General features: G+C 43.2%; 14 protein-coding genes and 1 riboswitch. Of the genes, 11 read left to right on the top strand and 3 right to left on the bottom strand.

Features of this window, described 5'->3' with window-relative positions; genetic code table 11:
* Positions 1-4: 4 nt before the first annotated feature.
* From AB5N96_RS09865 to AB5N96_RS09840, 6 genes are all read left to right on the top strand, one after another.
* Positions 5-925, top strand: a complete 921-nt coding sequence (locus tag AB5N96_RS09865; RefSeq protein ID WP_392455885.1) for a diacylglycerol kinase — start codon at positions 5-7, stop codon at positions 923-925.
* Between the two features lie 224 nt (positions 926-1,149).
* A complete protein-coding gene (locus tag AB5N96_RS09860) occupies positions 1,150-2,499 on the top strand; it encodes a cytochrome ubiquinol oxidase subunit I (RefSeq protein ID WP_204591696.1) in 1,350 nt (449 codons plus the stop codon).
* A complete protein-coding gene (locus tag AB5N96_RS09855; protein ID WP_392455888.1) occupies positions 2,496-3,524 on the top strand; it encodes a cytochrome d ubiquinol oxidase subunit II in 1,029 nt (342 codons plus the stop codon). The genes AB5N96_RS09860 and AB5N96_RS09855 overlap by 4 nt, the downstream gene beginning before the upstream one ends.
* A 12-nt stretch (positions 3,525-3,536) precedes the next feature.
* A complete protein-coding gene (gene cydS, locus AB5N96_RS09850) occupies positions 3,537-3,644 on the top strand; it encodes a cytochrome bd oxidase small subunit CydS family protein (protein WP_392455889.1) in 108 nt (35 codons plus the stop codon).
* A 76-nt stretch (positions 3,645-3,720) separates the two neighbouring features.
* Positions 3,721-5,073 (top strand): 23S rRNA (uracil(1939)-C(5))-methyltransferase RlmD, encoded by a 1,353-nt coding sequence (gene rlmD, locus AB5N96_RS09845; RefSeq protein WP_392455891.1) that lies wholly within the window; start codon positions 3,721-3,723, stop codon positions 5,071-5,073.
* A 37-nt stretch (positions 5,074-5,110) separates the two neighbouring features.
* Complete coding sequence (locus tag AB5N96_RS09840) at positions 5,111-6,073, top strand: tRNA dihydrouridine synthase (protein ID WP_499705423.1); 963 nt, start codon at positions 5,111-5,113, stop codon at positions 6,071-6,073.
* Positions 6,074-6,288: 215 nt separating this feature from the next.
* Here the strand turns inward: AB5N96_RS09840 and AB5N96_RS09835 are convergent, their stop codons facing one another.
* Entirely contained in the window at positions 6,289-6,729 is a 441-nt protein-coding gene (locus AB5N96_RS09835) for a YtoQ family protein (protein WP_499705411.1), read from the bottom strand.
* 193 nt (positions 6,730-6,922) lie between these two features.
* Between AB5N96_RS09835 and AB5N96_RS09830 the strand changes: the two genes are divergently transcribed.
* From AB5N96_RS09830 to AB5N96_RS09815, 4 genes are all read left to right on the top strand, one after another.
* Complete coding sequence (locus AB5N96_RS09830) at positions 6,923-8,332, top strand: protein adenylyltransferase SelO (RefSeq protein WP_499705410.1); 1,410 nt, start codon at positions 6,923-6,925, stop codon at positions 8,330-8,332.
* A 20-nt stretch (positions 8,333-8,352) separates the two neighbouring features.
* Entirely contained in the window at positions 8,353-9,093 is a 741-nt protein-coding gene (locus AB5N96_RS09825) for an SDR family NAD(P)-dependent oxidoreductase (protein WP_499705409.1), read from the top strand.
* Positions 9,094-9,190: 97 nt separating this feature from the next.
* On the top strand, positions 9,191-10,786 hold the full coding sequence (locus AB5N96_RS09820; RefSeq protein WP_499705408.1) for a tetratricopeptide repeat-containing diguanylate cyclase: 1,596 nt from the start codon (positions 9,191-9,193) through the stop codon (positions 10,784-10,786).
* Positions 10,787-10,900: 114 nt separating this feature from the next.
* Positions 10,901-11,953, top strand: coding sequence for a nitric oxide synthase oxygenase (locus tag AB5N96_RS09815; RefSeq protein WP_499705406.1), 1,053 nt, complete (start codon positions 10,901-10,903; stop codon positions 11,951-11,953).
* A 600-nt stretch (positions 11,954-12,553) separates the two neighbouring features.
* On the opposite strand, the gene AB5N96_RS09810 is transcribed toward AB5N96_RS09815, so the two are convergent.
* Both AB5N96_RS09810 and AB5N96_RS09805 read right to left on the bottom strand, forming a co-directional pair.
* Positions 12,554-14,002: a phospholipase D family protein gene (locus AB5N96_RS09810; RefSeq protein WP_499705404.1), complete on the bottom strand. Its 1,449-nt coding sequence runs from the start codon at positions 14,000-14,002 to the stop codon at positions 12,554-12,556.
* Positions 14,003-14,098: 96 nt separating this feature from the next.
* Entirely contained in the window at positions 14,099-14,584 is a 486-nt protein-coding gene (locus tag AB5N96_RS09805; protein WP_204591786.1) for a QueT transporter family protein, read from the bottom strand.
* A gap of 7 nt (positions 14,585-14,591) precedes the next feature.
* Positions 14,592-14,636: riboswitch (PreQ1 riboswitch) on the bottom strand.
* Positions 14,637-14,797: 161 nt separating this feature from the next.
* Between AB5N96_RS09805 and AB5N96_RS09800 the strand changes: the two genes are divergently transcribed.
* Positions 14,798-16,192 (top strand): MBL fold metallo-hydrolase, encoded by a 1,395-nt coding sequence (locus tag AB5N96_RS09800; RefSeq protein WP_499705422.1) that lies wholly within the window; start codon positions 14,798-14,800, stop codon positions 16,190-16,192.
* The last annotated feature ends 8 nt before the right edge of the window (positions 16,193-16,200 follow it).

The raw sequence follows: 16,200 nt of genomic DNA, 5'->3' as shown, positions 1-16,200 counted from the left end.
GTACATGCAACGTGCACGAATTATATATAATCCAACTTCCGGGCGAGAATTGTTTAAGCGTCACTTACCGGAAGTTTTAGAAGCAATGGAACTAGCAGGCTACGAAACATCGTGTCACGCGACAACAGGTGCTGGTGATGCAACAGAAGCTGCAAAGCGAGCTGTTGAAAACGGCTTTGATTTGATTGTGGCAGCAGGGGGCGATGGTACACTAAACGAAGTCGTAGCAGGCGTCAGTCTATTTGATGAGCGTCCGAAACTTGGTTTGATTCCAATGGGAACAACCAATGACTTTGCACGTGCCTTGCACATTCCGCGTGACATTCAACAAGCTGTAAAGATTATTACAGATGGTAAGTATGTACCGGTAGACGTAGGGCACGTGAACGATACATTTTTTATCAATATTGCTGGTGGGGGACGCATCACGGAACTTACATATGAAGTCCCAAGTCGTTTAAAGACGGTGCTTGGCCAACTTGCGTATTATTTAAAGGGAATTGAGATGTTACCGTCTATTCGCGCAACGAAACTACGCATCGAATTTGATGATGAAGTATTTGAAGAAGAAGCCATGATGTTCTTAATTGGCTTGACGAATTCAGTCGGTGGCTTCGAGAAGCTTGCTCCAGACGCTATTATCAACGATGGTCAATTTACTCTGCTCATCTTGAAAAAAGTGAACATGGCAGAGTTTATTCGACTTGCCACGCTTGCAATTCGTGGGGAGCATTTGAATGATCCACACGTCATTTACCGCAAAGCTTCAAAGATTCGTGTCCTGTCGGAAGAGACTGTCTCCTTAAATCTCGACGGAGAATACGGTGGAACATTGCCTGCAGTTTTTGAGAACTGGGCACGCCATATTGAAATCATGGCACCAGTAGATTTATTACCGGAGCAAGATCTCGTTGAAAGAGACTAATAACTAAACTAGCTACTCTAGCTTTTTAGAGTGGCTAGTTTTTTTGTTTCCATTCTCCTCTGTTGTTCTCAATTTTCGAACTTTTCACAACCCGTCATAACCTTGTAACAACTTGCCTGAAAACAAGTTCGGCTGATTAGATTAAACCCCTTCAACTAGGGTAGAATAAAGGCATGAAGCTCGTTGAATGACCGTTAGCCAATACTCTATATGAGGTGAACGAAATGGGAAATGAAGAAGCTGTATTTTTTAGTCGGCTACTTACAGAAATGACACTCTCGTTCCATATTATCTACGCCACAATCGGTGTAGGGGTGCCACTGATGATCATGCTGGCACAATACGTGGGAATCAAGAAAAACGACGAACACTATATTTTACTTGCCCGTCGCTGGGCACGAGGGTTCGTAATCACAGTAGCTGTCGGAGTTGTAACGGGGACCGCCATCGGACTCCAGTTGTCACTACTTTGGCCAAACTTTATGGAGCTTGCCGGCCAAGTGATTGCCCTGCCACTGTTTTTAGAAGCATTTGCTTTCTTCTTTGAAGCAATTTTCTTAGGAATCTATTTGTATACGTGGGACCGTTTTGAAAACCAAAAGAAACACCTATTGTTACTTGTTCCAGTTGCGTTTGGTGCCGCGATGTCTGCAGTATTCATCACAATGGTGAACGCTTTTATGAACGCACCACAAGGTTTTGACATGGTCGACGGTGAACTGGTCAACATCAGTCCACTCCTTGCAATGTTTAATCCGGCCATGCCGACGAAAGTGGCGCACGTTGTCTCGACCGCCTTGATGACGAGCGCTTTCGTACTAGCATCAATCGGGGCTTTCCGATTGTTAAAAGGCTCGAACCATATTTATCATAAAAAAGCTGTGTACTTAATGGTCAAAGTTGGACTTGTGTTCTCCATAGCCACTGCAATCATTGGAGACTTCTCAGGTAAATACCTTGCTGAGTACCAGCCGGAAAAATTAGCGGCTGCTGAATGGCATTTTGAAACATCTGAAGCTGCGCCACTTATTCTTTACGGTATTTTAGACGGAGAAGAAGTGAAATATGCGATTAAGATTCCATTCGCATTAAGTATTCTTGCACACAATGATCCCAATGCAGAAGTGATTGGACTAGATCAATTCCCAGAGGATGAGATACCACCGCTCTATATCCACTACTTCTTTAACATCATGATTACAATCGGAATGTTCATGGTGATGTTATCAGCCTTTTATGTTGTCGCGAAATGGCGTAAATGGAAATTTGCGAACTCGCGCTTTATTCTCTGGTTGATCGTGGCAGGTGGACCACTTTCCATGATTGCGATTCAAGCAGGTTGGTGGATGACCGAAGTCGGCCGACAACCGTGGATTTTGTATCAAATCATGACTGTTGAACAAGGTGCAACATCCAGTGGAAGTGTGGATATCATGGTCGTCGCATTTGCAATCTTGTACTTGATTTTAGGAATTGGTTCTGTCGTCGTCTTGCGCAGAATGTTCCGTAACAATCCAGTTGAAAAAGAGCTAGACAAACTAGATCAAGAGCGATTGGAAGGTGATACGAAATGACATTAGAAATCATAGGGATCACGGTCCTTTGGTTCTTCCTATTTGGATATGTCATCGTTGGGTCTATCGACTTTGGCGCGGGGTTCTTCAACGCCTATAGTTTGCTGACCAATCGCCAACATATTTTAACGAATATTATTCAAAGGTATTTGTCGCCCGTTTGGGAAGTTACGAACGTATTCCTCGTATTTTTCTTCGTAGGAATCATCGGGTTCTTCCCGAAGACCGCCTTTTATTACGGAACAACACTTCTTGTTCCAGCGAGTATTGCTATCATCTTGCTCGCGATACGGGGATCGTACTATGCGTTTGAGACATACGGTTCACGCGGGCACAAAGGCTACTCGTTTATGTACGGGGCAGCGGGGATTTTAATCCCTGCGTCGCTTTCCGTTGTATTAACGATTTCTGAAGGTGGATTCATCGATATGGTGGATGGCCAACCGGTACTTGATTATAGCCGCCTGTTCTTGAGTCCGTTAACATGGAGTATCGTTGTATTAGCCATTGCCGCCACACTTTATATTTCGGCTGTGTTTTTAACATGGTACGCAAGTAAAGCAGAGGACGCTGGTGCTACGAAGTTACTACGTAAATACGCATTGATCTGGGCATTGCCGACGATGATTACAGCAACAGGAATCATTGTAGAACTTCGTGCACATAACCCAGAGCATTACGCGAATATCTTGGATGTCTGGTGGGCGTTCTTGATTTCAGGTTTGATGTTCTTCGGAACGGTGTATCTATTGTGGACAAAACGAAATTACGGATGGGCTTTCTTGTTGCTCGTCGGGCAATTCTTTATCGCCTTTTTCGCATACGGCTGGTCGCACAGACCGTACTTGTTGTATCCGTATTTAACGATTTATGATGGGTTTACAAATGAAACGATGGCGATTGCACTGATCATTGCGTTCATTGCAGGACTATGTTTGTTATTACCGTCACTGTACTTGCTCCTGCGCCTATTCTTATTCAACAAAGATTATGTCGCTGGCAAAAAAGAAGACAATCACGCTTAGGAGGATATCATCATGACAAACTTTTTTATCTTTTACGCTCCGTTCATTGTACTGTTTGGTGCCATCGCAGCGGTCTTCTGGTGGGCGCCTAAAGACGGAATCATTCGAAAAGAAAAGTAGAATCAGCTCCTGCCGCGGCAGGAGTTTTTTCATGCTATAATGAAGAAATCATGCAAAAAAGAACGGGGTTTAAAGAATGACTGTAAAGAAAAATGACCGTTTGACGGTTTTTGTAGAAGATTTAACACATGATGGCCAGGGCGTCGCAAAAGTCGATGGCTACCCTATATTTATTAAAGGCGCATTACCGGATGAAAAAGTTGAAGTTCATGTGGTGAAAGCATTGAAAAAATATGGTTTCGCAAAGCTTGTTGAGATTGTCGAGTCGTCTCCGTTCCGAGTAGCTGCTCCTTGTCCGGTGTTTGACTCGTGCGGTGGTTGTCAGTTGCAACACCTTAGCTACGAGGGACAACTGATGATGAAAGAGAAACAGGTGCGAAGTGCAATGGAGAGAATCGGCAAAGTGCATACGACCGTTCTTCCTGTTCTTGGCATGGACAACCCGTGGCGGTACCGCAACAAGTCTCAGATTCCGTTTGGCGTAGAAGAAGGTCGCGTAGTGGCAGGATTTTATAAATCTGGCTCTCATGATATCGCCAACACACCGACGTGTTTGATTCAAAGTGAAGAAGCCGACCGCTTGATGCTCGCTTTAAAAGAACAGGCAGTAGAATTTGGTTTAGAGCCTTATGATGAGAAGACAGGTCGCGGCCAACTCCGTCACCTAGTCGTTCGTAAAGGTCGCACAAGTGGCGAGACGATGGTCGTGCTCGTGACGAAAACGAAAAAGATTTCACAACCTGAACGTTTGATTCACTTCATTCTTGAAGTGGAGCCGACAACAGTGTCGATCGTTCAAAACATCAATCCAACGCGTACAAATGTGATTTTTGGAGAAGAGACATTTGTTCACTGGGGAAAATCGCATATCGTCGATTCCATCGGAGATATTCAATTTGAAATATCTGCTCGCTCGTTCTATCAAATCAATCCGCTTCAGACAAACGTGCTCTACCAAAAAGCACTTGAAGCAGCAGGTCTGACAGGTAACGAAACGGTGATGGACGCGTATTGCGGAATTGGCACGATCTCGTTGTTCCTCGCACAACAAGCAAAACAAGTTCTGGGTGTTGAGATCGTACCACAAGCAGTGGAAGATGCCCGCCGCAATGCAGAACTGAATGGCTTTACAAACGCTGAGTTTGAAGTCGGAGCAGCAGAAGATGTGATTACACAGTGGTATGAAGACGGAAGACTTCCAGATGTCGTCGTTGTCGATCCACCTCGAAAAGGGTTGGATGGCAAGTTGATTGATACGCTGATAGAGCATAAACCACGCCGCATTGTCTATGTATCGTGTAACCCAGCAACGCTCGCTCGGGACTTGCGCCTGTTAGAAGATGGTGGTTACAAAGTGCACGAAGTACAGCCGGTGGATATGTTCCCACATACAACGCATGTCGAGTGCGTGACATATTTAACGATTTAGAAACAATGGTTTCATTTGTAGGAGGATTTACAACATGTTGAAAGAGAATTTTTGGCAGAACTTGCCGCGACCATTTTTTGTGCTCGCACCAATGGAAGATGTGACCGATGTGGTGTTTCGCCATGTCGTCGCAAAAGCAGGCCGTCCTGATGTGTTCTTTACAGAGTTTACGAACTCCGATAGCTATTGCCACCCAGATGGTATCCAGAGCGTCCGTGGCCGTCTGACGTTCACAGAAGATGAACAGCCGATGGTCGCACACATTTGGGGAGACAATCCGGATTATTTCCGCCAGATGAGTATCGGTATGGCTGAGATGGGCTTCAAAGGGATTGATATTAATATGGGGTGCCCGGTACCAAACGTCGCAACACGTGGAAAAGGAAGCGGTTTGATTCTTCGTCCAGATACCGCAGCTGAGCTAATTGAAGCTGCAAAAGCTGGAGGTCTTCCAGTCAGCGTGAAGACGCGTCTTGGGTATTCGGAGATTGAGGAGTGGAAAGAGTGGCTTGCGCATATTTTGAAACAAGACATTGCCAACTTATCGATCCATTTACGTACGCGTAAAGAGATGAGTCAAGTGGATGCGCACTGGGAGCTTATTCCGGAAATAAAAGCTTTACGCGAAGAGATTGCTCCGAATACGATGTTAACAATCAATGGAGATATTCCGGACCGTGCGAAAGGTCTTGAGCTTGCGGAGAAGTATGGGATTGATGGTGTCATGATCGGGCGCGGGATTTTCAAAAATCCATTTGCGTTCGAAAAAGAGCCACGGGAACATACAAGTCAAGAGTATCTCGACTTGCTTCGTTATCAATTGGACTTGCAAGACAAGTACGCAGAGGAAGTGCCACGTTCGATTTCGGGATTGCATCGCTTCTTCAAAATTTATGTAAAAGGCTTCCGAGGTGCAGGAGAGTTGCGCAACCAGTTGATGCATACAAAATCGACGGCTGAAGTGCGACAAATTCTTGAAAACTTCGTACTTCCGGAATAACTCGCTGCGCGCATAAATCAGTATCTTTTCTCAAACTTAGATTGAGAGAGGGTGCTGATTTTTTAGTGGAGCCGGGTGTTTAGTTTCCATAACATGACTCAGGGCACACAAATGAGTTTTGAGGGCACAGAAACGCTCGCTCGGGTCACAAAACACGGTCCGCAGGTCACAAAACGGGCAACCAAGTCGTAAACCCCTAGCTGCCCAACCCCTTTCTATTCAAAGATGTACGCAAGAACGTCGACAGCTTGGTCGACTGTTTCCACAGTCACATTTGCTTTATTCGATAACTCTTTCAAAGGATGGATCAAAGATTCGGGACGCACTATGATAGTTGGTTTTCCAAGTGTGATTGCTGCCGTCGCGTCCATGGCTGTATTCCACTGTTTATAGGACTCCCCAAACAACGCAATACAAACATCAGCCTTATTTAGGAGAACTTGTGTCCGTAAATTATTAATACCTGAAGCGGCATCATCTTTATAATACGCGCTAGGTTGCTTCCCTAAAATATCTTCCCCTACTGCATCCGATCGATCATGATTAGTTTGAGGAGAAACAAACGTAATCGCGAGGTTCTTCTCTTGTACTTTTGCTTTTACCTCATCACGCCAATCATCATGAATCTGTCCTGCTAAATACACTACAAGTTCCATCGTATTAACTCCTCCTTTAGCTCTTGATTTATCAAGTGTATCGAAATCGAGTTGTGAACGCCAGAAACACGCTATTCACGTATTTATGGAGAGTGTCACTAGCCTGGTGAATGACCATACTTATAATTCGTATTTCTAGTGCCTAAACTGTATACTGTTTGTACAACGTTCCAACACGAAAGGAAGACCATTTATGCAGTTCACGCAAAGCTATCTAACACTTCCAGCAACATTCTATAAAGAAATCCTTCCTACACCTGTTGCAGATCCGCAACTCATCATCTGGAACGAAACGGTCGCGGAGCAACTAGGCTTTGCTGGTAATCCGGCTGACTACACCAAATTCCTAGCCGGCAACGAGACGTTTGAGAACAGCCAGCCAATCGCACAGGCCTATGCCGGCCATCAATTTGCTAACTTCACGATGTTAGGGGATGGGCGCGCGATTTTACTTGGTGAGCTACAAGGAAAAGATTACATAACCTATGATCTTCAGCTTAAAGGTTCAGGCAGAACACCGTTTTCACGCGGGGGAGACGGACGCGCAGCCCTCGGACCGATGCTGCGGGAGTATATTATCAGTGAAGCCATGCATCACTTAGGGATTCCCACAACGCGCAGTCTTGCCGTCGTCTACTCAGGGGAAGGCATCCAGCGAGAAACTGTAAAACCGGGTGCTATATTGACTCGAGTCGCGAAAAGCCATATTCGTGTAGGTACGTTTCAGTATGCTGCCCAGTTTGGAAGTGTAGAAGATTTGCGCAGTTTAGCGGATTACACAATCGAACACCTTGCCATTCCGGTAAATGAACATCCATACAAATCTCTACTACAAGAAATCATAAAAAGACAGGCAACTCTCATTGCACAGTGGCAGCTCGTTGGTTTTGTGCACGGCGTGATGAATACAGACAATATGACACTAAGTGGTGAAACAATTGACTACGGACCATGCGCATTTCTCGATACGTATGACCCGGCGACCGTCTTTAGCTCGATTGATCAACAAGGGCGTTATGCATATGGAAATCAACCTGGGATTGCGGGCTGGAATCTTGCACGATTCGCAGAAAGTTTGCTGCCTCTGCTAGGGGACACACAAAAGAAAGCAATCGAAGTGGCACAGGAAGTATTAGATAGCTATCCTGAACTTTTCCAACAAGCATATAACATGGGCCTATCCAAAAAAATTGGTCTTCCTAATACAGAGCAAACATTGAAACTTGCATCCCAATTTTTGCAATTAATGCAGCAATATAAACCCGATTTCACAAGAACATTCGTAGCACTCACACTACAGAATTATTCTGATGAATTCTTTAAACATGCGGATGTTCAAGCGTGGCTAAAGCAGTACGAACAAGCACAAGGGGAACGAACACCTGAACAACAACAATTGATGGAAGCTTCCAACCCCGTCCTCATTCCGCGAAATCATTTAGTCCAACAAGCACTCGATGAAGCGGAGACTGGCTCGATGGAGAACGTGATGACCTTGTTAAAACACCTAGAAAAACCCTATATGTATTCACAAGAACAACTTGCTTTTGATCAAGGTCCACCTGAAACAGGACAAGATTTTGTAACCTATTGCGGTACTTAATTTTGAGAGGAGAGAAGACAATGAGATTTTCAGACAAAGTAGTTGTAGTAAATGGCGGTACATCCGGTATTGGTGGAGCAGTAGTAAAACAGTTTGTGAAAGAAGGAGCAGACGTCTATTTTAGCGGTCGGAGTGAAGAAAAAGCTGCACAAATCGAATCAGATCATGCGCATTTCATCGCAGTAGACAATCATGAGCCAGATCAAATCGAAGCCTTCTTCAAAAAAGTGCTGGAACATGAAGACCGCATCGATATTTTATTTAACAACGCAGGAGTGCTTTCCGTTGCGACCGGTCCGCTGTCTCGCGTGAAACTAGATAAGTGGCATGAATTGATTGCAGTCAATCAAACCGCTATCTTCCTCTACATGCAACACGCGCTGCAAGTCATGTCTAAACAAAAGTCAGGTGTCATCATTAACAATGCGGCAATTTTAGGTGGAGCCAAAATTAATCCGATGCTACCTGCTTACAGCGGAACAAAGGCTGCAGTCATTGCGATGACTAAGAGTGCTGCCCTTCGTCATGCTGGGGAAGGTATTCGTGTAAACAGCATTTCACCAGGCCCGACTGAAACCGAGCTTGCTGTTAAAGCATATGGCAGCCAGCGAGCATTTGATGAAAATTCCTCTCATCACCCAAGAGGCAAGTATGGCCAACCACATGAAATTGCAGCGCCCGTACTATTTTTAGCTTCAGATGAAGCCAGTTATATTAATGGAACAGACCTTATCGTTGATGGAGGGTATTCCCTTAAATAAACCGCAGACACTTGCGGTTTATTTTTTTTTTGGAAAAATGATTTACCTTTTGATGGCTATTCCATACAATCAAATAAAGAGCAAGGGGGGAGCAAAGTTGGAAGAATACGTTAAACAATGGCAACAAGACATAACTAAGCATCCAGAACGGATAATAAATGAAGCGCTTCAGTTGCTTGAATCTTGCGAACGAGTAGACCAACGTGCGACTCTCCATTTCTGGATTGCTCTCGGGAATCGGTATTTGACAGTTATGGATAAATGTCTGGACCATGCCTATAAATCTGAAAGGCACTTCAGAACATTGCATGACGACGAGGGACTTGCTAAAGCCTTGAATTTAATTGGCGTTGTTTATTTTTACAATGGGTTTTATGAAAAAGCGGTGCGCTATTTTTACCAAGCTAAAACGAGTGCAGATCAGGTGAATGCGATTCAAGTAGCATGCCGAGCAAATAACAACATCGGTGAAGTGTATCGAGAGACAGGAGAGTTTGAACTATCCGAAAAACATTACAAAGAAGCGCTAGAACTCGCCATCCAATCTGATGAACTGTATTTCCAAGCTATTATTTATGAAAACCTTGGGCAGTTGGCATTTCAATCGGAGCTTCTTGATGTTGCGTTCTCCTACTATCAACAGAGCAAAGAGTTGTTGCTGCAACTAACAGACATATCCGCATTAGCAGATATAGAAAATAAATTAGGTGCCCTCTATATACGGAAACGTGATTTCACACAAGCTGAAAATCATTTGCGTATGGCTTATTCTTATATTCAATCTGGTGGCAACCGTTTCTATAAAACTGAGATTTTGTTAAATTTGGCAGAGCTTGTGCAAGACTTTTCATTTAGTTATACGGAACTTTTGATAGAAGCCAAAGAATTAGCACTATCATTAGATGCGCACCACTTACTAAGAAAGATTTATGAAAAGTTATCTTCGTTTCATGAGAAGAATGAAGATTTTGAATCCGCACTTGCCTATTACAAACTTTTTCATCAGACAGAGCAGGCAATCGAATCGACAAGTGTTCGTAATAAACTTGAATTACTCCGCATTGAAGTAAAACACTCAACAGATCTCTCGCAGATGGCAACACTGAATGAACAATTGACGTATGAAATTGATCATCAACGACAAGTTGCTGAGCAATTAAAACAATCAAATTCTCAATTGAAGGAAACGACATATAAAGATGAGCTGACAAAAGTGTATAATCGGCGGGGCTTGATCCAGTATTTAGCCACAATGCGACCAGGTTCATATGTCTTCATGCTTTTAGATATTGATTATTTTAAGCACTACAATGATAGCCAAGGACATGTTGCGGGTGACCATGTGTTACAACAAGTAGCTTCTGCCCTTGAGACTGTTGTTGTTCAGTTAACTAAAGATGGAATTGTTACGAGAATGGGTGGGGAAGAATTTTTGATTGTTGCGTCATGTGGAGATGAGCAACTCCCAAATAAGTTGATCGTGTCCATTCAACAGGAGATAAAGCGACTTGGAATCACGTATGAATATAACGGGAAACAACAGGTTCTTACAATAAGTGGTGGCGGTATAGAGACAACCGAGCAAGTAAAAACTCATTTTGAGACAACGTATGCCACAATTGATCGCATTTTATATGAAGCGAAACAAAAGGGACGAAATCAGATTTACTTTTATTCAGAGGAGCTCACCTAGAGCTTCTTTTTTTACGCCATAAACTTGTCATACTTTCATAAGTCCAACAAGTCGATTTTTTGCATTTCTATTCTCTCTACGTTTACTATTAAAAAAGAGTGGAGGGACGCCCGTATGCTAGACAAAGCATTAGAGTTTTTACAAATATATTGCCAAGAGCTTGAAAAGTCACCGGACTTTTTTGAAGCGCGTAGAAATGAAATAGAAACAGAGATATACACTACTGGAACGTATACGTTGACACGCGAAGAGCTAGAATATGGGTCGAAGTTGGCATGGCGTAATAGCAATAAATGCATAGGTCGCTTGTTTTGGCAGACGATGCACGTTCATGATCACCGCACCCTTGAGTCAGAACAAGAAATCTTCGACGCTCTTATATACCACATTGCGTTTGCTACAAATGATGGGAAAATTAAACCGACGATTTCTATTTTCCATCCAAATGTTCGCATCTGGAATCATCAATTGCTTCGCTATGCCGGTTACGAGCGAGAAGGAGAAATAATTGGAGATCCAGATTCTCTAGAGTTCACCAAAGTCTGTGAACAGCTGGGTTGGCAAGGTGCGGGAACGCGCTTTGATTTATTGCCTCTCATCGTACAAGTAGGTAATAAATCTCCACAACTTTTTGAAATTCCGTCTGATGTTGTACTAGAGGTACCCATTACTCACCCGGAACATCCAGAATTTTCTTCCTTAAAATTAAAGTGGTATGCTGTACCCATCATTTCCTCGATGAAGCTTGAAATTGGAGGGATTACCTTCCCGGCTGCACCGTTTAATGGATGGTATATGGGAACGGAAATCGGCGCACGCAATCTAGCGGATGAAGATCGTTACAATGAGTTGCCACGTGTCGCAGAGTTATTCGATTTGAACCAAAAGTCAGCTTCTAGTCTATGGAAAGACCGTGCATTAGTGGAGTTGAATTTGGCGGTTCTCCATTCTTTTAAACAGCAAGGTGTGAGTATCGTGGATCATCACACGGCAGCTGTGCAGTTTAAGCAGTTTGAACAGCAAGAAATGAAAAATGGACGAGATGTAACGGGTATGTGGAGTTGGTTAATTCCGCCGATGTCACCTGCGGCTACCCATGTATTCCATAAATCTTACGACAATACTACGAAATCTCCAAATTTTTATTATCAAAAGAATCCCTATTGAAAAAGCAGCAAGCCATCTGAATGAGGCTTGCTGTTTAAACGTTGAGTTCCGTTGCGGGGCTGCTTTCCGAGGGCGCGTCGTGAGCCTCCTCAGCGCAAGTTCACGCCTCCGGGGTCTCACGTTCCGCTTTTAATCCCTCCGGAGTCAGCCCCTCCTCTGCACTCAACTTCAGTTTCATAAAAAGATTTTGTGTCGAGTATTTAGTGCAGTAGCTTTAGACAGTAATAAGGTGCCTGTCACCTATTTTGCTGAGGGAGTGCTGTAAATAGTTGTTGTTACTTTTTTCAATCGACAAGAGAAGGCAGTGAGTTCCTGGGGAATCAGAGTATGCCGGAGACCCCGCAGTGGAGGCGAGAAGTGCAAGCTTCTCGTATGCCAAGAGGAGGCTCCGGTATGCTCCCCCTGGAACTCACTGCCGTAGCGCCAGAGATTGAGTTACAGATGGTGCCTTTCACCTTTTTAATTTCGACTTTGAACGAAATCGAGTTGCGCCTCCTAGAAATCCCGCAAGAAGCCATCACGGCCTATGAAGCCAAGAGCGCTTCACAGTCCACGCTGTCTTCTCGCACAATTTCTGACCAGTCGGCTCCACATCTAAAACTAATACGTAGTCACTTTAATCAGCTTCTGAAAACTATAAATCCAACGCTGCCACCATGTAAAGCTATCCTGGTACTCTTCCACATCCACGGTAAATGCAGCATCTTCATTCGTCCACAGACGCTCAAAATAACTAGAGAATTCTTCTGCCAACTCACTATCACTGTCAGCAACCACTCGTAAGTTCGCCTCCAAATTATAATTATCCAAAGTCCGCTCTGTATAATTGGCTGCACCACTTGAAATCACCGAACGGTCTGTTTGAATATGAATGGCTTTTGTATGATATTGACCGACCACCGTATTGTACCAGCGTACTTCTAGCTTGCCCTCGGTATCTTCTACCATTTCCTGAACAACAGGTCGATTAGGGAGACCAGATTTTTGACGCCCAAAAGAATTTTCATTCGGATCTAAAATCATGCGCACTTCAACCCCACGATTGGCTGCATCGATTAGTGCATTGACGATATCTCTTTTTGCGATGAAAAACATCATCAAATCAATAGAATCACCTTCTTCTGTAGCGGCGATATCTGTTAGGAGCGCATCTAAAATCTTCTTCTCTGTCAATAATTGACCTTCGTACTCAGCTTCCTCCTCAACTTCTTGGACGCGGGGAAGCTTCGGACCACCGGACATCAAAGAAACCGCTTCTTCTGCTTCAAGCATGTCGTTGAGAAGAGGAGAACTGGTGAACTTTAGTGCAATATTGCCGTGCAGTCCACTCGCATCGTGCGGGTTTGCTGAAGAAACTAAGCCCTCTTTTTCAGTAATGACTAATTTCCTGTGATTAGCTTTGACATTTAATAATGTTAAGTACGAAGCGACCGTCATTTTTGGTGCTTCACTCGCCATGGCATTTGGAATCCAACCTTCTCCTCCAAAATCAAACCACTGGAAAAACGTTCGATAAATTCCTGAATAAATCGGTGTTGAATCTCGTAAAGGGTCTAAATCGGTATAGACGATTTCAACTCCAGCATCGCGCATTTTTTTGAACCACTTGTTTTCATAGGAACCGTATCCTTGATTTAAAGGATCCGTTATAAAAATCACTGGCATCTCTGGATTTTCTAATTTCTTCGTTGCAAGAGTTTCGGATAATTCATCTGCAATAGGGGGAAACCCCTCGTCTTCTTCATAAAAACCATCGACTAAAAAGAAATCTACGACAACGAATTCTTCAGCTTCTTCAATCATTTGATATATGCTCGAGAAAATTTCATTTTCTGTTTGTCGCTCTTCACTATTTTCATTCACTGCGTATGTTAAATCCGTGAGCATATCTATTGAAGAAATAGGCTGTAAGTCACCTGCATACGAAATACCTTCAGGCAATGGCTTGAATGTGTGCCATAAAATCATTCCTGCATAGATTACAATCAAAGCTATCACTACAATAAATAGAACTTTTTTTCGTTTCGACCACCTTTTAAATCTCCCCATTTTCTCAGTCCTCTTTCCTAGTCTCTATGTATAGTTCTTTCTTATCAAAGATACCCAAACAAGTATAAAAAAAAACGTGCACACAGTGTGTACACGTTAGTCGAGAAGTCGTGAAAAGTTTAAACGTTTGTTCAGTGCAATGAAAATTGGAATACCAAGTAAAAGTACTGCTAATTCGCCGCCAGCAACAGTTAACCAAGTCAAGAAGAATGGCAGTCCAAGAACTAACACAAGCTGATAAGCAATTATAAACATTGTAAATGTAAAAACGAGTGTATTAATTATCATTTTATGCGAATCTTTTTTTACTAACGGAATTACAGCTAAAACGATTAGTAGAGAAATCACGGAATGTCCTACTCCGAACAAAACATCATAAATCCCATTAGGTGAAAAGATGTTCGTGATAAATACACCAGCTACAATACCAAAGAAATAGCGCTTGTCAAAGATAATCAAATGATTGAACATCTCCGCCAAACGGAATTGAATCGCCCCATAAGCAAGTACAGGGACCGCCAATGATACAGCTACATATAGTGCAGCAATAATTGCATTGACCGTAAGTGTTTTCATTTTCATTTGTCAAAACTCCTTAGTTTTTTTGCGTGGGAGGATCTCGAACCACGAAGTCACAAGAGTTGATTTTACAACAAAGACAGAAAAGCGTCAACTGAAGTTTAAAGGGAGAGATTTAGTGAAAAACTAATTATAAACAAACTACTTGAACATTTATACCCCCTATGGTATATTTTTCGTACAAACAAAAAACTAATTAAGCGGAGGGAAATGATTATGCTATTTCGTTCTTTCTTTGATGATAAGCTCGCACAATACACGTATCTAGTTGGTTGCCAACGTACGGGTGAAGCAATCGTAATTGATCCATCTCGTTCTATTGATGAAATCGTTCAAGTTGCAAAAAAAGAAGGGCTTACACTTACAGCAGCTACTGAAACACATATTCACGCAGACTTTGTTTCTGGGTCGAGACAACTAGCGGTAGACCATGGAGTGAAACTCTATCTTTCGGACGAAGGTGATGAAAACTGGAAGTACGGGTACACAGAAGGTCTTGATGTGGAATTCGTGAGAGATGGAAGCAGGTTCTCCATTGGAAATATCGACTTTGAAGTGATGCACACGCCAGGTCATACCCCAGAGAGCATTTCATTTATCCTTACTGACCGTGGTGGCGGAGCTACGAAACCTATGGGAATTTTTTCAGGTGACTTCGTATTCGTTGGAGACGTTGGTCGGCCAGATCTATTAGAAAAAGCAGCTGGCGCAGAAGGCACTGCAGATAGTGGAGCACGCGACATGTTTCGTTCTATACAACGATTTAAAGAGCTACCCGACTATTTAATGGTTTGGCCAGCACATGGAGCAGGTTCTGCTTGTGGAAAATCTCTTGGGGCCGTTCCATCCTCTACAGTTGGGTATGAAAAACAATTCAACTGGGCAATGCAAATTGACGATGAACAAGCTTTCGTAGATGAACTATTAAAAGATCAACCAGAGGCGCCTGTTTATTTTGCAGAAATGAAAAAGGTAAATAAAGTAGGTCCGACAGTATTAAAACATACAGACCGTGTGCCTGATCTTTCGGCAGAAGACGTGAAGCAGGCACTTAAGAATAACAACACACTAGTCATTGACACGCGCCCGGCGACATTAGCTGAAAAAACACTTATTCCAGGCTCAATTACTATTCCGTATAATAAATCGTTTACAAACTGGACAGGATGGCTAGCGAACTATGATGAAGATTTAGTAATCATTGGTGAACCTTATGATAAGGAAGCGATTATTGAATCGATGCATTCTATTCATTTTGACCGTATCATTGGTTATGCTCCGGTAGATGTTGTAGCAGAATGGAATCAACATGATGCCTATGAGACGCTGTCCGTTGAAGAATTTTTAGAGGAAGCGGAAAAAGAGTCAACGTATGTAGTAGATGTTCGCAACGATGTGGAGTGGGGAGATGGACATTTAAATCAAGCCAACCATCATTTCCTCGGGAAAATTCGTGACACGGACATTCCAAAAGACAAGACAGTCCTTGTGTATTGCCAAGGAGGCGCGCGCTCAGCGATTGCATCCAGTGTATTGAAATCACTTGGTTATGAAGATGTGAAACATATGGCGGGTGGCTACGGGGCTTACCTACGTGAACAAAAAAAATAAGTTCACGA

Source organism: Chryseomicrobium imtechense (genome assembly GCF_041475995.1).
In the GTDB taxonomy this organism is placed as follows: domain Bacteria; phylum Bacillota; class Bacilli; order Bacillales_A; family Planococcaceae; genus Chryseomicrobium; species Chryseomicrobium aureum.
This window is presented reverse-complemented; position numbering and strand designations above follow the sequence as displayed.